The 17,206-nt window shown below is 38.2% G+C and carries 12 protein-coding genes; 10 read left to right on the top strand and 2 right to left on the bottom strand.

Features of this window, described 5'->3' with window-relative positions; all coding sequences use genetic code 11:
- Positions 1-8 precede the first annotated feature (8 nt).
- The 8 genes from K5R64_RS15130 to K5R64_RS15095 are packed head-to-tail and all read left to right on the top strand — an operon-like array spanning position 9 to position 13,826.
- Entirely contained in the window at positions 9-1,436 is a 1,428-nt protein-coding gene (locus K5R64_RS15130) for a hypothetical protein (RefSeq protein ID WP_220764617.1), read from the top strand.
- A gap of 15 nt (positions 1,437-1,451) precedes the next feature.
- Positions 1,452-2,240 carry an SGNH/GDSL hydrolase family protein gene (locus K5R64_RS15125; protein ID WP_220764616.1) on the top strand — a complete coding sequence of 263 codons (789 nt, stop codon included), beginning with the start codon at positions 1,452-1,454 and terminating at the stop codon, positions 2,238-2,240.
- Between the two features lie 2 nt (positions 2,241-2,242).
- A complete protein-coding gene (locus K5R64_RS15120) occupies positions 2,243-4,102 on the top strand; it encodes a beta-N-acetylhexosaminidase (protein ID WP_220764615.1) in 1,860 nt (619 codons plus the stop codon).
- Positions 4,103-4,105: 3 nt separating this feature from the next.
- On the top strand, positions 4,106-5,590 hold the full coding sequence (locus tag K5R64_RS15115) for an arylsulfatase (RefSeq protein WP_220764614.1): 1,485 nt from the start codon (positions 4,106-4,108) through the stop codon (positions 5,588-5,590).
- A gap of 26 nt (positions 5,591-5,616) precedes the next feature.
- On the top strand, positions 5,617-7,926 hold the full coding sequence (locus tag K5R64_RS15110; RefSeq protein ID WP_220764613.1) for a GH92 family glycosyl hydrolase: 2,310 nt from the start codon (positions 5,617-5,619) through the stop codon (positions 7,924-7,926).
- A gap of 25 nt (positions 7,927-7,951) precedes the next feature.
- On the top strand, positions 7,952-9,253 hold the full coding sequence (locus tag K5R64_RS15105; protein WP_255580397.1) for an alpha-L-fucosidase: 1,302 nt from the start codon (positions 7,952-7,954) through the stop codon (positions 9,251-9,253).
- A 51-nt stretch (positions 9,254-9,304) separates the two neighbouring features.
- Positions 9,305-11,605 carry a family 20 glycosylhydrolase gene (locus K5R64_RS15100; protein ID WP_220764611.1) on the top strand — a complete coding sequence of 767 codons (2,301 nt, stop codon included), beginning with the start codon at positions 9,305-9,307 and terminating at the stop codon, positions 11,603-11,605.
- Positions 11,606-11,612: 7 nt separating this feature from the next.
- A complete protein-coding gene (locus K5R64_RS15095; protein ID WP_220764609.1) occupies positions 11,613-13,826 on the top strand; it encodes a GH92 family glycosyl hydrolase in 2,214 nt (737 codons plus the stop codon).
- A gap of 250 nt (positions 13,827-14,076) precedes the next feature.
- Here K5R64_RS15095 and K5R64_RS15090 read toward each other — a convergent pair whose 3' ends face one another.
- Positions 14,077-14,589 (bottom strand): VOC family protein, encoded by a 513-nt coding sequence (locus K5R64_RS15090; RefSeq protein ID WP_220764607.1) that lies wholly within the window; start codon positions 14,587-14,589, stop codon positions 14,077-14,079.
- A 121-nt stretch (positions 14,590-14,710) separates the two neighbouring features.
- Between K5R64_RS15090 and K5R64_RS15085 the strand changes: the two genes are divergently transcribed.
- Positions 14,711-15,022 carry a helix-turn-helix domain-containing protein gene (locus K5R64_RS15085; RefSeq protein WP_305038840.1) on the top strand — a complete coding sequence of 104 codons (312 nt, stop codon included), beginning with the start codon at positions 14,711-14,713 and terminating at the stop codon, positions 15,020-15,022.
- A gap of 55 nt (positions 15,023-15,077) precedes the next feature.
- Here the strand turns inward: K5R64_RS15085 and K5R64_RS15080 are convergent, their stop codons facing one another.
- On the bottom strand, positions 15,078-16,388 hold the full coding sequence (locus K5R64_RS15080) for a DUF2254 domain-containing protein (RefSeq protein WP_220764605.1): 1,311 nt from the start codon (positions 16,386-16,388) through the stop codon (positions 15,078-15,080).
- Positions 16,389-16,612: 224 nt separating this feature from the next.
- Here K5R64_RS15080 and K5R64_RS15075 point away from each other — a divergent pair, with 224 nt between their 5' ends.
- On the top strand, positions 16,613-17,179 hold the full coding sequence (locus K5R64_RS15075) for a DUF4142 domain-containing protein (protein WP_220764603.1): 567 nt from the start codon (positions 16,613-16,615) through the stop codon (positions 17,177-17,179).
- The last annotated feature ends 27 nt before the right edge of the window (positions 17,180-17,206 follow it).

The raw sequence follows: 17,206 nt of genomic DNA, 5'->3' as shown, positions 1-17,206 counted from the left end.
TAATAAGCATGAAAATAGTAAAAATAACAACCGCACTGTTGTTCTTAAGCCTAACGGTAATGGCACAAAAAAACAAAGTAAGTTGGGTAAGTACAACCAATGATAAAGTTTGGGTGACTAAAACTTATATCCCTGAAAATAATAAAAAGGCAGCTGATTTGTCCATTAGTATTGACACCAAAAACCAAAAACAAAAAATAGATGGTTTTGGTGGTTGTTTTAACGAATTGGGTTGGGATGCTTTAGGCATGGTAACGCCAAAAGAGAAACAGCAAATTCTGAATGATTTATTCGATTTAAAATCGGGTTGTAAATTCAATATTTGTCGCATGCCTATTGGTGCCAATGATTATGCGGTAAATTGGTACAGCCATAACGAAACAGCGGGCGATTTTGCAATGACTAATTTTTCGATCGACAGAGATAAAAAAAGATTGATTCCGTATATCAAAGAAGCACAAAAAATCAACCCGAAGATGGCCATTTGGGCTTCTCCTTGGTGTCCTCCCGCTTGGATGAAGCACAGCAAACATTATGCTTGTAAAGCGAATCCCGAATTCAATGATTTGCCTAAAGAATGGAGCTCAACAGAAGAATTAGTTTCTCGTTTCATCACAGAACCCAACTATTTTGAGGCCTATGCCTTATATTTTTCAAAATTTGTCAAAGCATACGAAAAAGAAGGGATTCCTATTTATGCGGTTCATGTACAAAACGAATACAATTCGGCTCAAAACTTTCCTTCTTGTGTGTGGAAACCGCAAGATTTAGGGATTTTTATCTCCGATTATTTGGGACCTAAATTCAAAAAAGAAAATCCAAAAACTCAAATTTGGTTAGGAACGGTTGAACGTCCGCAATTGGAGCGTGTGACGGATATTTTAGAATATAAAAATGCCAAAGATTATGTTACGGGTGTTGGTTTTCAATGGGCTGGAAAAGGAGCTATAAAAGCAGTACATGCAGAATATCCTAAGATGCAATTGATGCAAACCGAAACTGAATGTGGAGATGGTTCGAATGACTGGAAAGCCGCAGAACACACCTTTGGACTGATGAAACATTATTTTGAAAACGGGGCCAATTCGTATATGTATTGGAATATGGTTTTGGATGAAACCGGTAAAAGCCAATGGGGGTGGAAACAAAATTCCATGATTTCCATTGACAGTAAAACCAAAGCGATAAGATACAATCCTGAGTTTTACTTGATGAAGCATTTAAGCTCTTTTGTAGCACCGGGTTCAGTAAAATTAGCCACTACGGGTAATGATGAAAATGCAATTGTTTTTTACAATGCAAAGGAAAACAAAGTAATCGTTTTGGCTTACAACAACCTTGACGACAAACAAGATTTACAATTAAATATAAATAACAAAAATCTGAAAATGGAATTGGATGCAAAATCATTCAACACCTTTACGATTGGTTTGTAACGATAAAAAACAGGAATGAAAAGGAGAGCATTTGTAAAATATATAGGCGCTACCACACTTTATATGGGAGCTGTTTCTTGTGGGGCATCACGCCTATTTGGGAACAGTTGTGATGAAGCAGTGTGTAAAGAAGCTTGGAAAAAATTGGCCAACAAAGAAGAAGCTTTTAAATACGTAACTCCTGAGCCTAAACTACCCAAGGTCTTGTTGTATGGTGATTCTATTTCTATAGGATACACACCTACGGTTCAAGCAAAATTAGAAGGTAAAGCCAACGTATTTAGAATTTTTAATAATGGGGGTTCTAGTGATACCTTTATTCCTAAAATGGAGAAAATGAAACAAACCATGTTTGAACCTTATTTAAAAGGAGGTTGGGATTTCAAATGGGATGTGATTCATTTTAATGTGGGCTTACATGATTTAAAGTATTTAAAAGAGGGCAAATTGGATGCAAAAAATGGCAAACAAGTAAATAGTATCGAAACCTATAAGCAAAACCTAAACGAAATTTGTCTTTACCTACAAAAAGAGTTTCCTAAAGCCAAATTGATTTTTGCCACGACCACCGCCGTTCCTGATGAAGGCGCCGATGGAAGGCTTGCGGGTGATAGCGAACGCTACAATGTAGCAGCTAGAGAGGTTTTAGCGAATTATCCTTCGATTAGTATTAATGATTTGTATAGTTTTACAAAGCCACATGCCAAAGAATGGCACATAAAACCACACGATGTTCATTACAATAATTTAGGAAAAACTGCTCAAGGAGAACAGGTTGCCCAAATAATTGCTCAAAATTTATAAACATGAAAAGAATATTCATAGTCATAGTCGCTTTTCTTTTTACCATTGCAGGAAGGACACAAGAGTCTCAAAACACCTTTATTCCGCAACCGCAGTCGGTGGTGTTTCAACAAGGGGGTTTTCTATTGAGTCAAGATACCCAAGTGTTTGTTCCTAAAATGTTTAGTGCCGACTTGAAACCTATCGTAGAATCAAAATTTAAGAGTGATGCGGGGTTAAATCTGTCGGTTAAAACAGGTTCAGCTAAGGCAACCAATTGTATTCTTTTTGAAAAAGTTAAAAGCAAAGCTATTGCTACAGAAGGCTATGAATTAGAGGTAACACCCTCTAAAATCATCATAAAAGCGATAGACTATGCTGGATTGTTCAATGGGTTACAAACCTTAGCACAAGCGATTCCTTTAGTAAAAACGGATAAATTTGTGATACCAAGTATGAGTATTAAAGACAATCCGAGGTTTCATTGGAGAGGGGTTTTGTTTGATGTATCGCGTCATTTTCAAACCAAAGAATTTATTTTAAAACAAATAGAGGTCTTGTCTTCGTATAAAATAAATAAATTCCATTGGCATTTAACGGATGATCAAGGCTGGCGAATCGAAATCAAAAAATACCCAAATTTAACTCAAAAAGGCGCTTGGAGAGCTGATAGAACAGGAATTGCTTGGTGGTCTCGGGAGCTAGCTACTGCTGATGAACCCAAAACGGTGGGTGGTTTTTATACCCAAGAGGAAATTAAAGAAGTGATTGCTTTTGCCCAAAAAAGGAATGTCGAAATTATTCCAGAAATCGATGTGCCAGCGCATAGCAAAGCCTTAATTGCTTCCTATCCCGAATTGTTTTGTTATGATGTGGTGCCTGATGGAGTTAATTTTGAAGTGGCTGTAGGTGGAAAAGCGCCTGATAATGCCTTGTGCGCTGGGAAAGAAACAACCTATGCTTTTTTAGAAAATGTGATTAAAGAAGTTGTGGCTTTATTTCCGTCAAAATATTTCCACATCGGAGGCGACGAATGCAACAAGAGCAATTGGAAAAAATGCCCACATTGTCAGAAAGTTATGCAAGACCATAATCTAAAAGATGTGGAAGAATTACAAAGTTATTTTATTCAACGCATGTATAAAATAGTAAGCGCCCAAAAGAAAACCATGATTGCTTGGGACGAAGTTTTAAGCGGTAAGGGCGTTAAAGGAGCCACTATTATGGCTTGGCGAAGAGGCATGCATACCCCCGAATTACAAGCTCCCCGTGAAGGCTATCCCACGATTATGACCTCTTATTTGCATTCCTATATCAGCCGTGTTCAAGGGCCCACTTTTATGGAACCTGAAGGCCCTAACTCGGTTTTGCCTTTGTCTGTAGTCTATAACCACGAACCTATTCCAGCCGAATTGACCAAGGAAGAAGCCCATAGGGTTTTAGGTAATCAAGCGAGTTTGTGGGCTGAGTTTACGCCTACAGAATCTCAATTTGAATACATGTTATATCCCAGAACATTAGCCAGTGCTGAGGTGTCATGGAGTATGCCAGAAGTCAAGAATTGGCAACGTTTTCAAGATGCCTTAGAATTTGATCATTTTGCACGATTAGAAAGAGCCAAAGTCAATTTTTCTAAAAGCATGTTCACAGTTTATCCAGCCTTTGCGATTGACCAATTGAACAATGAAGCCATTGTTTTCTTAAAAACAGAAACAATAGGCTATGACATCTATTACACGCTCAATGGTGAGGAACCAACCATCACAAACGGAAAGAAATACGAAGGCCAATTCAAAACCGTACCCAGAACGCTTTTGAAAGCCGGCTTATTCACTAAAAAAGGAAAATTACTAAGTACCATAACCGAAATAAGACTAAAATAAACAATGAAATTCTCTAAATTATTCACCCTGTGTTTGTTGATGGCCACTGTTGCATCAGCACAAAAAAAGCCTAATATCATTTACATTATTTGTGATGATTTGGGTTATGGAGATGTACAAGCTTTAAATCCTGAGAGAGGGAAAATTTTGACTCCCAAAATTGATGCTTTTGCCAAAGAATCGATGACCTTTACCGATGCCCATTCGGCCTCATCCGTCTGTACGCCTTCCCGCTATGCGGTTTTGACGGGGCGTTACGCTTGGCGTTCTCGATTGCAAGAAGGAGTGTTAAACGGAGATGAATCGGTTCCTTTGATTGCGGACCAATTAGAGACCGTACCTTCGATGCTTAAAAAAGCAGGCTATAAAACGACAGCCATAGGCAAATGGCATTTGGGTTTTAGCTTTTTGGATGCAAACGGAAAAGAATACGAGCTGTATCAAGGTAAAAAAGTAATGGATATTCCTATTGGGGCTCAGGTGCCTAACGGACCTATAACGCGCGGATTTGATTCTTATATTGGTTTTCACCATGCGGCAACCATCAATACAATTATTAAAGATGATAAGGTCATCGCTCACATGGAACCTGTTAAAATGCTTCAATTATTAACGGACAATGCTACTGATTATATTGCCAAAGAAGCCAAAACAGAAGCTCCCTTTTTTATGTACTTGGCTTTGAATTCGCCGCACAGTCCCGTAGTTCCCTCTGAAAAATGGAAAGGCAAAAGTGGCATGGGCGATTATGCCGATTTTGTAATGGAAACAGATGATGCTGTAGGACAAGTAATAAAAGCTTTAAAAGACAATGGCATAGCCGAAAACACCTTGGTGTTTTTTACCAGTGATAATGGTTGCTCTTATCCAGCAGCGAAAGGAAGCAAACTAGAAAAAGATTTTGGTCATTATCCAAGTGCTCAATTCCGTGGTTCCAAATCGGATATCTGGGAAGGAGGGCATCGAATTCCATTTATTGTGGGATGGCCGGGGCAAATCGAAGCCAATTCAAAGAACAACAACCTCATTTGTCAAACCAGTTTGATGGCAACTTGTGCCGAAATTATTGGAGCAAAACTTTCAGGAAATTCCGGTGTGGACTCGTACAGTATTTTACCCTTATTGAAAAATAATAAAGCCAAAACCGATTATAAATTAGTCGTGCATCATTCGATTCAAGGCAAATTTTCAATTCGGAACAAACAATGGAAATTAGAATTGACACCAGGTTCAGGAGGTTGGAGCAATCCTACAGATGTTAAAGCTAGAAAAGAAAACCTACCCGAAATCCAATTGTACAACATGGAAAAGGATGAAGCAGAAACGACCAACCTGTTCGACAAATATCCTAAGGTGGTAAAAAAACTGACCCAACAACTTGAAGAGATTGTCCAAAACGGACGAACTACTTCGGGCCAACAACAACAAAATGACGTGCCAGTGGATATTTATAAAACCAAAATTACTGAGGCTGCTGTAGAAAATTAATCAAAGTAATAACACAAGAGATGAAAATGAATTATAGAAAAAAACAACGAAAATGGTTGGTCACACTAAGTGCTTTAGTGATGGTTTCTTGTGCTTCCTCTCAAATTAAGAATGAAAAACCAGCGGTCGATTATATAAATCCAATTATTGGTGCAATTTCGTATGGCAAAATGTCCAAGGATGCGCATGGCTTTGGGAAAACATTTCCAGGGGCAGCAACTCCTTTTGGTTTGGTACAACTCAGTCCCGATACGTTTACGGGGGGCGATAATGGTTCGGGGTATTCGTATGAGCATCCCACTATCGAAGGATTTAGTTTTACTCACATGAGTGGAGTAGGCTGGTTTGGCGATTTAGGTAATTTTTTGGTGACTCCCACAACAGGAAAATTGCATACCAATCGAGGCGTTCCTGAAAATCCAGAAGAAGGCTATCGTTCCCGTTACTCCCATGATACCGAAATTACCCAAGCGGGCTATTATGCGGTAACGCTAGAGGATTATAAAGTAAGAACCGAGTTGACGGCGGCACCTAGAGCAGGAATCATTCGTTTTACCTATCCAGAAAACAAGGAATCGCGCATCCAAATTGATTTGGCACGTCGTGTAGCGGGAACTTCAACAGAACAATACATCAAAGTTGTGGACGATTATACCATCAAAGGCTGGATGAAATGCCCGCCCGAAGGTGGTGGTTGGGGTGCTGGCGAAGGAAAAGCCGATTATGTAGTCTATTTCTATTGCCAATTTAGCAAACCCTTAAAAGACTACGGCATTTGGAGTGCCACCATTCCCGATGTGCCTCGCAAAATGCGTTTTATTGCCAAAGACGACTACCAACTGGCGGTTAAAAATGCAGCAATTTTTAAAGGTAAAAAAGAAATGCAAGGAAAGCATCTCGGGTTTTACACCAATTTTAGTACCAAAGAAGGGGAACAAGTTTTGATGAAAAGTGGAATTTCTTTTGTGAATATCGAAGGAGCCAAAGCAAATTTAGAACACGATATCAAGCATTGGGATTTTGATAAAACTAAAAAAGAAGCTCGCGAACTTTGGAGCAAAGCCATCTCAAATATTTCGGTTTCTGGCGGAACGGATGCTGAAAAAACAGTTTTTTATACCTCGCTTTACCACACCTTAATTGACCCACGCGCCTTTTCGGATGTAAACGGAAATTATATTGGTGCTGATAAAAAAATACATCAAACCAAAGATTTTACGTATCGAACTATTTTTAGCGGTTGGGATGTGTTTCGTTCACAATTTCCGTTGCAAACCATTATCAATCCTAGTTTGGTCAATGATGAAATCAATTCGCTGTTGCAAATGGCAGAATGGAGTGGCAGAGGCTATTTGCCTCGTTGGGAAATGCTCAATTCCTATTCAGGGGTGATGTTAGGTAATCCTGCGGTTTCAGTAATTAATGATGCGTACCAAAAAGGCATTCGCAATTACGATATTGACAAAGCGTTTGAATACGCTAAAAATACGGTTGACAATACGGGTAATGGAACATTGGGTTATTTCAACAAACATATTTCTAAAACTTTAGAGTATGCTTATTCCGATTGGGCTTTGGCAACAATGGCAAAATCATTAGGGAAAGATGCGATAGCCGAGGAATATTTTAAGAAAAGTAAAAATTACAAAAACATTTGGAACGAGGAAGTCAATTGGTTTAGAGCCAAAGACAGCGCTGGAGTTTGGATGGAATGGAAAGGAAAAACGGTTCACGGTCAAGGTTGTATCGAGAGCAATCCGTTTCAACAAGGATGGTTTGTTCCACATGATATTGAGGGTTTAAAAACCTTGATGGGTGGTGAAAAGGCTTTCAGAAACGAATTGATTAGTTTTTTCGAAAACACACCCGAAGATTTCCTTTGGAACAACTACTACAACCATGCTAACGAACCCGTTCATCATGTACCTTTTTTGTTTAACGAAGCCAGTGCGCCTCATTTAACTCAAAAATACACTCGTAAAATTTGCGATAAAGCCTATGGAACCGATGCTTATGGTTTGTGTGGGAACGAAGATGTAGGACAAATGTCGGCTTGGTATGTGTTGGCTTCCATTGGGATTCACCCCATCAATCCGGGAGATAACAAATACCAGATTACCAGTCCCGTTTTTAGCGAGATTGAAATAAAATTAGACCCTAGCTATTACAAAGGGAAAACCTTTAAGATTAAGGCTAAGAATAATTCTAAAGAAAATATTTACATCCAATCGATGAAATTGAATGGGAAACCCTTTAACCGTTATTGGATTACGCATCAAGAAATTACCCAAGGGGGCGTTTTAGAAATGGAAATGGGGTCGCAACCCCATCATTAATTATGAAAAATAAAAATCAATCAATATGAAGAAAATAATTATTAGTTGTCTATTCGCATTTGGTACATTACAAGTTAGTGCCCAAAAACATTATGCTTTCCCTATGCCCGAATACACACCGACTAAAGGCAATTTAGAAGCGCGTACCGCTTTTCAGGACATGAAATTTGGGATGTTTATTCATTGGGGAATTTATAGTGTATTGGGAGATGGGGAATGGGTCATGTTTCAACAAAAAATACCTGCTGAAACCTATGGGAAATTAACGAAATTTTTCAATCCATTAGATTTTAATGCCAAAGAATGGGTGGCCATTGCCAAATCTGCGGGGATGAAATACATCACCATTACTTCTCGTCATCACGATAGTTTTAGCATGTTTGATTCTAAAGCTACCGATTTTGATATTATTGATGCCACTCGTTTCAAAAGAGACCCTTTGAAAGAATTGGCAGCAGAATGTAAAAAAGAAGGTATTAAATTGAATTTTTACTATTCGTTACTCGATTGGAAACGTGAGGATTATAAAAATGGTAAAAAAGGAGACAAAGAAGCTTGGAATGACTATATCGCATTTATGAAAGCACAATTAACCGAATTGCTGACCAATTATGGTGAAATTGGCATGATTTGGTTTGATGGTCATTGGGATCAAAAAGAAGCCAACTGGCACTACGACGAAATTTATTCGTTGATTCATAAGTTGAGCCCCAATACGTTGATTGCCAACAACCACCACATTCAACCTATAGCAGGAGAAGACATTCAAACATTTGAAAGAGACCTGCCAGGTGAAAATCACGGAGGATTTAGTGAGGGCGTACACGTTAGTAAATTGCCTTTAGAGTCTTGTGCCACTATGGCAAAAGCTTGGGGTTTTGATTTGAATGATAAAAGTTTCAAAACTAAAAAACAACTGATTGACTTTTTGGTGAAAGCAGCGGGAAAAAATGGCAATTTGCTTTTAAATGTGGGGCCAATGCCAAATGGTGAAATTCAACCCGAGTTTGTAAAAAGCTTAAAAGAAATAGGCGAATGGACTTCTAAATATGGCGAAAGTATTTATGGAACCCGAGGAGATGTAATTAAAACCCAAGATTGGGGAACCATCACTAAAAAAGGCAATACTTTGTATGTGCATATTTTAAAACCTTCTCAGGAACCGTATATTTTTCTGCCTGAACTCAAAGACAAAATCATATCCGCTACTTCATTTGATGGAAAAAGAAAAATCAAATTCAATCAGGTGAAAGAAGGCGCGTTTCTCTATGTGGACCACAATTCCCTAGATGCTATTGATGAGATTATCAAACTAAATATTAAATAAGTTTTTTGAAGAAACGAAGAATTAAGTAATCGAATGAAAATATTGGACAAGATGAAAAAATATACCACTTTGCTATTTATAATGCTGTTTTTTGTAGCCAATGCACAAACAAAATCGGCTTTTAATCGAGACAATATTTCATTGTTGCCAAAGCCTTCAAGTTTAGAATTTAATGAAGGCGAGTTCCAATTTGTGGCCAATACAAAAATCATCCAGCAAGACCCAAGCCAGCAAAAGGCCATAAATTACTTGAAAGGCTTATTTAGTAAGGCTGCGGGATATCATTTGGCGGTTAGCAAATCTAAAAAAAGCGGGGCAGTAATTTTTGAAAAAACAGCGGGTTTAAAAAACGGCGGTTATACATTAGCTATAAATCCAAAAGGAATTACGGTAAAAGCCTCTGAAGAAACAGGCTATTTTAATGCCGTTCAAACTCTTCGTCAATTATTACCTAAGGAAATAGAAAGCAAAACCATTCAAAAAATGCGTTGGGCTGTTCCCGCAGTAGTTGTTAAGGACGAACCTCGTTTTGCATGGCGTGGCATGCACATGGATTTTAGCCGTCACTTTTTTGATATAGATGAGGTAAAAACCTTTTTGGACTATATGGCATTGTACAAATTGAATACTTACCACATGCACCTGACTGACGACCAAGGTTGGCGCATTGAAATCAAAAAATATCCTTTGTTGACAGAAAAAGGCGCTTGGAGAATTCCAAACAATCAAGATACCATCTGCATGGATAGAGCCAAGGAAAACAAACTTTATACTATTGATGAACGAAAATTTAAAATGATTGATGGCGAGCGTAAATATGGTGGTTTTTTTACACAGGAGCAAATCAAAGAGATTGTGGCGTATGCTACCGAACGTTGTATTACAGTAGTTCCAGAAATAGACATGCCGGGTCATTTTAAATCGGCAATTGATAATTATCCTTTTTTATCTTGTGATGAAAAATCGGGTTGGGATACCGTGTTTACCTATCCTACTTGCTTAGGAAAACCTACGACCTATGAATTCATGAAAAATGTATTAGCTGAAGTGATTCCGTTATTTCCTGCTGAGTATGTTCATATTGGTGGGGATGAGGTGAACATCAAATCATGGGAAAAATGTCCACATTGCCAGAAAGCCATTAAAGAAAACGGACTGAAAAACGAACACGAATTGCAATCTTTTTTCAATAGAGATATCGAACAATTTTTGAAATCCAAAGGCAAAAAGTTCCTTGGTTGGGACGAAATTGTAGAAGGAGGTTTGACCAAAGAAGCTACAGTGATGTGGTGGAGAGGTTGGCGTCCTGAAGCGCCAAAAAAAGCCGCTGAAAACGGAAATGATGTAGTCATCACCACTACGGATGTGTATTATTTTGACTATCTAAACGAAGGAACAAAGCTGGAACGAATTTATAATTATGAACCTATTCCTAAGGATTTTACCGCTGCCGAGGCCAATAACGTTTTAGGAGTGCAGGCCAATCTTTGGGCGGAAACGATTCCGAGTTTTACACGATTGGAATACCAAGCTTTTCCTAGAATCTTGGCCTTAGCCGAAAATGCTTGGGCACCAAAAGAGAATAAAGATTTCAAAGCCTTCAATCAAAGAGTGGAAAAACAATACGACCGTTTGGATGTGCTCGATGTGCATTATTACATTCCTGCGGTGGAAGGTTTGGACAAAGAAATTGCTTTTGTGGACCAAACAGCCGTAAACTTGAAATTAGCCTATCCTTTAGAAGGAACTAAAATCTATTATACGCTGGATGGAACGGTGCCTACCCAAAAATCATTACTATACAAGGAGCCGTTTATGGTAAAAGATACGGCTACAATAAAAGCCCGTTCTTATCGTGGAGACCTATTTAATGATTTAAAAACCACCAAGGTTATCCGTAAAAATTACATCGCATCTGTACATGCGAATACTACCGAAAAAGGACTGAAAAAGTGGGTGGTGAAAGGGACTTTCAAAAAAGTGGAAGACATTAAAACACCAACCACTTCGGATTACACCAAGGTCAGCAGCATTGAATTAGGGGATTTAAAAGACGAAAAAGACTTTTCAATTATCTACCAAGGCTATTTCAATGCGGAAAAAGACGGAATTTATGAGTTTGAAACCCGTTCCGATGGGGGGAATTTATTGTTCATTGGTGATGAAATAGTGGTGGATAATGGTGGTTATCATGGTCCTCGAAAAAAATATGCTAAAGTAGCCTTAAAGAAAGGGGTACATCCTATAAAAATTCATTATAAAGCGAGTGCCAATCCTAAGATGATTGATGTTTGGTACACCCTTCAAGGAGAAGAATTAAAACCATTGACGAGCGCAGTTACCCTTTTTTAAATTGAAAATGAAAAAAATAACTTATATATTTCTACTAGCTGTTTTGTTTATTTTGTCTTGCAAAAGCGAGAAACAAAATAAGCAAGTCTTTTCAGATCGCTTAACGAGCTATGTCAATACTTTTACGGGAACCGATGGCCCAGGAAATACTTATCCCGGAGCGGTTGTTCCTTTTGGGATGGTTCAATTAAGTCCTGATAACGGCTTGCCCGGTTGGGACAGAATAGCGGGTTATTTTTATCCTGATTCTACGATAGCGGGCTTTAGTCACACCCATCTTTCAGGAACGGGAGCGGGCGATATGTATGATTTGTTGGTGATGCCAATGAACAGTAGGTTTAGCGAAAGCTTGACTAAAGAGGGACCGTACCGACCTTATTCCAAATTCTCACACGACAGAGAAAAAGCGAGTCCAGGTTATTATTCGGTTGATTTGTTGAGCTCGGGAATCAAGGCCGAATTAACTACCACGGCTCGTGTAGGTTTTCATCAATATACTTTTCCTAAGGATGACAAAAGCCAAATTATTCTGGATTTGGGCTATAGTTTAAATTGGGACAAACCCACAGACACGCAAATTACCATTGAGGATAACCAAACGATTTCAGGCTTTCGAAAATCAAAAGGTTGGGCCAAAGACCAGCGCGTGTATTTTGTAATGAAATTTTCAAAACCATTTGATAAAGCGCAACTTTATGAAAATGCTACAGCAAAAGAAACAAAATCCGTAAACGGAAAATTCACCCGAATTGTAGCGAATTATAAAACAAAAGAGGGCGAAAAAATTCTGGTGAAAGTAGCGTTATCTTCTGCCAGTATTGCTGGGGCACGTAAAAGTTTAGAGGCCGAAATACCACATTGGGATTTTAATAAAACAGTTCAAGAAGCCGACCAGATTTGGGAACAATACCTTTCTAAAATAAAAATTGGAGGTACTCCAGCACAAAAAGAATTGTTTTATACCAATTTGTATCATGTGTTTTTAACTCCTTCCTTACACAGTGATCTTGATGGAGCTTACAAAGGAGCCGATGGAAATAATCACATTGCCAAAGGCTATAACAAATACGATACATTTTCGCTTTGGGACACCTTTAGAGCGACTCATCCTCTTTATACGTTAATAGCTCCAAAAGAAACCCAAGACATGATCAAGTCGTTTTTATCACATTATGACGAAACGGGTTTGTTGCCTGTATGGTCATTGGCAGGAAATGAAACGAATATGATGATTGGCTACCATGCCGTTCCCGTTATCGTAGATGCGTATTTTAAAGGCATTCCGATTGATGCTAAAAAAGCGTTGCAGGCTTGTGTCGCTTCGGCAACTGAAAAAGGCAGACAAATTGATACCTATATGAAATTGGGTTATGTGCCTACAGGAGAGCATCATGAGAATTGGTCGGTATCCAAGACTTTAGAATATGCCTATAACGATTGGTGTATCGCGCAGTTGGCAAAAGCATTGGGAGAAAAACAAATCGAAAAAACATTTGCCCAAAGAGCCAACAACTGGAAAAATTTATACGATTCCGAATCGACTTTTTTCCGTCCAAAAGATGAAAAAGGAATCTTTACAAGTCCATTTTCACCCAAAGAATATACCAAGGAATTTTGTGAAAGCAACGCCTGGCAGTATTTCTGGTTTGTGCCTCATGATATTGATGGGTTGATAACTACCTTGGGTAAAGAACGTTTCACACAAAAACTGGATTCGATGTTTACGTATTATCCTAGCAAAGAGGATAAGTTGCCTATTTTTAGCACGGGAATGATTGGTCAATACGCTCATGGGAACGAACCCAGTCATCATGTTGCCTATTTGTACAACAACATTGGACAGCCTTGGAAAACACAGGAAATGGTGCGTAAAATCATCAATACCCAATACAGCACCAAACCCGATGGCTATTGCGGAAACGAAGATTGCGGACAAATGTCGGCTTGGCTCGTGTTTTCTGCAATTGGAATGTATCCTATCAATCCCGCAGATGGAGTCTATAGTTTGACTTCGCCCTATGTAAAAGAAGCCACCATCCCATTAGAAAACGGAAAACAGTTTAAGATTACCACCGAAAACCAATCTGATGAAAATCAATACATACAAAGTATAACGTTAAATGGAAAACCATACCCATCACTGGTAATAACGCACAAGCAAATTGTAGCTGGTGGTAGTCTTCATTTTGTGTTAGGAAACCAACCTAAACGGAGTAAATAAACTTTTTAGAATAAAAGGATGAGACGATGATTTATAGCCGAAGCTTCGCAAATTTTAAAAAGAAAATCATGGCGCATCTGTGGTATGAAATTTTTAGAAGTGAAAGCCTAGTGCACTAAAAAGGTACCGTTCTAATTTCGATTGCAGACTCATGAAATAAAATGGTTTAGCAGTTGGCACTCAAAATGCATCCCATCTTGATAAGGCTCCGTCAGTTGTGATGGAGCCTTTGGTATGAGATGGAACAATTTTATTTGGCGTAAGCACCAGAAGAATACGTCAATTCGTAACTGTGCGTATAGATTTCAAATACAATCCCAAAAGGGTCTTCAACATAACACATTTTGAAAGGTTTGTTATCAGGATAGTACGCACGTATAGGCATGCGTTGTTTTCCTCCGTAGGCTACAATTTTGTCCACTAGCGCTTCTATATTAGGGTCTTGCACGCAAAAATGAAACAAGCCTGTGTTGAAAGGATTGAATTCAGGAGCTTCTTTAACTCCATTTGGAAAAGAAAACAATTCGACCCCAATTCCGTCTGAAGTGGCTAAATGTGCGATTTCAAATTCTGTCCAATTGTCTCCAAAAACATCAATACACATTTGGCCAATGGCCGTTTCCTTTTCTTTTTTAATTTTTGAAGGTTCCATAATCAGGTACCATCCCATTACTTCGGAATAAAATGCTACGGCTTTGTGGATATCTGGTACTGTTATCCCAATATGCGAAAATGATTTTGGATAATCTTTATTTGTTGTCATAACTATTATTTTTTGTTTGCAAAATTACTTTATATTTGCCTGTTGGGCAATAACTTACTAAAAAGTGCTATAGTTACCTAAACGAGTAAAATAATGATAATCAAATTTATAGATATTAATTTTGAGTAAAAAAAACAGCTGTCCGTTACATTATACCATGAATTTAATAGGTACAAAATGGAAACCTTTGATTTTATTTCATTTGTTAGAAGGCGATTTGCGTTCTGGAATATTGCAAAAGTTGGTTCCCGATATTTCCAATAAAATGTTTACCCAAACGGTAAGAGAATTGGAGCAAGACGGCTTGATTTCTAGAAAAATTTACCCAGTAGTACCACCAAAAGTGGAGTATGGCCTGACCTCAAGAGGGAAATCATTAGAAAAGATTTTAAGAAGTTTGGATAAATGGGGCATGGAAGACTGTCCAGAGTAGTAAAAAAGAAGTTGTAAAGCTTGTGATTTGTGGTACAAGACTTTTGAAACACGGTTTATTGCGTTAAAATCTTTTTGGCTCTTTCTTCTAAATCATTCAAATCCACGATTTCTGGTATCGATTGTTTTCCCAGATTTAAAACCATTTGGGCATGTTTTTTAACGGCTTTTTGGTGGTTTTCTTTGCTAACAAAACCATTAATAGTAATCAATCCTTCCATTAATCGAATGATGACAGCAGGACTTCCAGCCGAAAATTGCCGTATTTGATTGAAAGCAGCATCTAGTAAGCCTTCAAAGTCAGTGGTATGGGCAATAACTCGTAGGTTTTGATGCGCGTCAGTTCGGTATTTAGAGGGGAAATCAATTTGCGAGAGCTGACAAAGCGCTGCGGTCAAATTGTCAATACAAGTAATTGCTGTAAAAGGATCATTTACGCCCGGCGAAAGGGCTCGTGAAGCAATTTCGACCATTTGCAAAATGGAAAATTCTAAATCTTGCTGGCCATCCTTTATTTTACCAATAACAAACTGATGGCAAATGCTTTGTATCTGTTCTTTTTCTAAGGTTTGGTTGGAGTATAATTTTGCCATAGCTATTCCTTCCACCAGATGATCTCCCGGTCTGTACTGCAATTCGATGAGGGCGTCAAGGGTACAGGCTGCTTGAATAAGCGAGTCACTGTCAATATACTGCAAATAGCCACTTTTTTGTGATTTAACGACTAAAGTATGTAGGTATTTTGATTTGATGGTTTCTACAATAGCTATTTTTTCTGGTTGGAGTTCATCGCCCATTTTATAGGGATACATGGTGTTGACTTGGCTACAAATAACAGCCGAAATATCCGAAATTACTTTGTCAGCCTGAATGCTGGTCGCTATTTTATGGATAAAAACAATCAGTAGTAAAATATTAATCAAAGCTGCAATTATGGCAAAGAGAATGGAAAGCACAGGCATAAAAGTATAAGCATCATTTTCTTTAATCGCATTCAAAACAAAAAGACAATACAGATAAGTAGCCACATACGAACCTAAAACCACTTGATTCAGTCTGACATACATGAAGTTTTTAATCAATCGGGGGCCAAATTGCGAAGAAGCCAAGGTCAATGCCACCAAGGTAACCGAGAAAACAGTTCCCGCTACGCCTATCATCGCTCCTGAAATGGTGGATAATATACTGCGCGCTGAATCAGCACTGTTGACAAAAATATATTTGCCCAATCCTTCTTGTGACATTGGAATGGCTTGATCGACCATCACTAACCCAATAGCAAGTACTATCGAACTGAGGATAATCAAGGCAGGAATAAACCAAAAGCTAGCCATTAATTTATTGAAGAAAAACAGTGTTTTTTTCATAGCAGGATGTTTTTTTAACGAATAACCATGTCTTACTTTATTCAGGGAAGCAATAAATATAAGTTATTCTAGTCAATTTTAGGGGTTGCCTCGGATTTTAGAAACAGAATTATTTTTTTTAAAAGAGCACTAGCCTAGAATGTTGTAATCTTTCTCTAAAATTATATAAGTGTTTTAAGTCTTGCAACACCTAACTTTGAGAGAAACGTTTAAAAGATTAAAATATGAAAAAGATAGTATTTTGTAGTAAGATAGTTTTAGGTGCGGGATTGTTATTATTTGGCCTAAATTCTTGTAAAAACGAAACAAAACAGGAAGAAACTCCCATGACGGTGGAAGAGGTGAATGCGCCACCCGTAGAAAACGAGGAGGTAGAAAATGATACTCAGTATTTGGAAGAGGCTGTAGCCATTGGTTCTTATGAAATGGCGCTGGGGAAACTAGCGTTGCAAAAAGGATTGAGTAAAGAGGTAAGAGATTATGGTAAAATGCTGGTTGCTGATAATACAAAATCAATGGAAGAAGCCAAAGCCCTGTCTAATAAAATCACTGTCACCATGCCAGATGAAAATGCTGAAATGAATAACGAGAATTACAACAAGTTAAAAGCCCAATCAGGAATGGATTTTGACAAATTGTTTGTAGAGGTGATTGTGCAAGAACAGGAAAAAGCCTTGGATAAAATGACTGAAATTTCTCAAAAAGCAAAGGATAACGACCTTCAACTTTGGGCTTCTCGCCAAGTCATTGGGTTAACGACCCATTACGAGCAAGCCAAAAAAATACAATAAAAATTAGTGTTAGATTATTTAGAGTAG

This window comes from Flavobacterium sp. UMI-01 (assembly GCF_019656315.1).
Taxonomy (GTDB): domain Bacteria; phylum Bacteroidota; class Bacteroidia; order Flavobacteriales; family Flavobacteriaceae; genus Flavobacterium.
The sequence above is the reverse complement of the archived record's forward strand: the minus strand, read 5'-3'. Positions and strand labels throughout refer to the sequence as shown.

Coding starts and splice junctions, on each gene's coding strand:
- K5R64_RS15115 (WP_220764614.1), top strand. CDS start 4,106: ATGAAATTCTCTAAATTATTCACCCTGTGTTTGTTGATGGCCACTGTT.
- K5R64_RS15090 (WP_220764607.1), bottom strand. CDS start 14,589: ATGACAACAAATAAAGATTATCCAAAATCATTTTCGCATATTGGGATA.
- K5R64_RS15080 (WP_220764605.1), bottom strand. CDS start 16,388: ATGAAAAAAACACTGTTTTTCTTCAATAAATTAATGGCTAGCTTTTGG.
- K5R64_RS15110 (WP_220764613.1), top strand. CDS start 5,617: ATGAATTATAGAAAAAAACAACGAAAATGGTTGGTCACACTAAGTGCT.
- K5R64_RS15100 (WP_220764611.1), top strand. CDS start 9,305: ATGAAAAAATATACCACTTTGCTATTTATAATGCTGTTTTTTGTAGCC.
- K5R64_RS15105 (WP_255580397.1), top strand. CDS start 7,952: ATGAAGAAAATAATTATTAGTTGTCTATTCGCATTTGGTACATTACAA.
- K5R64_RS15130 (WP_220764617.1), top strand. CDS start 9: ATGAAAATAGTAAAAATAACAACCGCACTGTTGTTCTTAAGCCTAACG.
- K5R64_RS15075 (WP_220764603.1), top strand. CDS start 16,613: ATGAAAAAGATAGTATTTTGTAGTAAGATAGTTTTAGGTGCGGGATTG.
- K5R64_RS15120 (WP_220764615.1), top strand. CDS start 2,243: ATGAAAAGAATATTCATAGTCATAGTCGCTTTTCTTTTTACCATTGCA.
- K5R64_RS15095 (WP_220764609.1), top strand. CDS start 11,613: ATGAAAAAAATAACTTATATATTTCTACTAGCTGTTTTGTTTATTTTG.
- K5R64_RS15125 (WP_220764616.1), top strand. CDS start 1,452: ATGAAAAGGAGAGCATTTGTAAAATATATAGGCGCTACCACACTTTAT.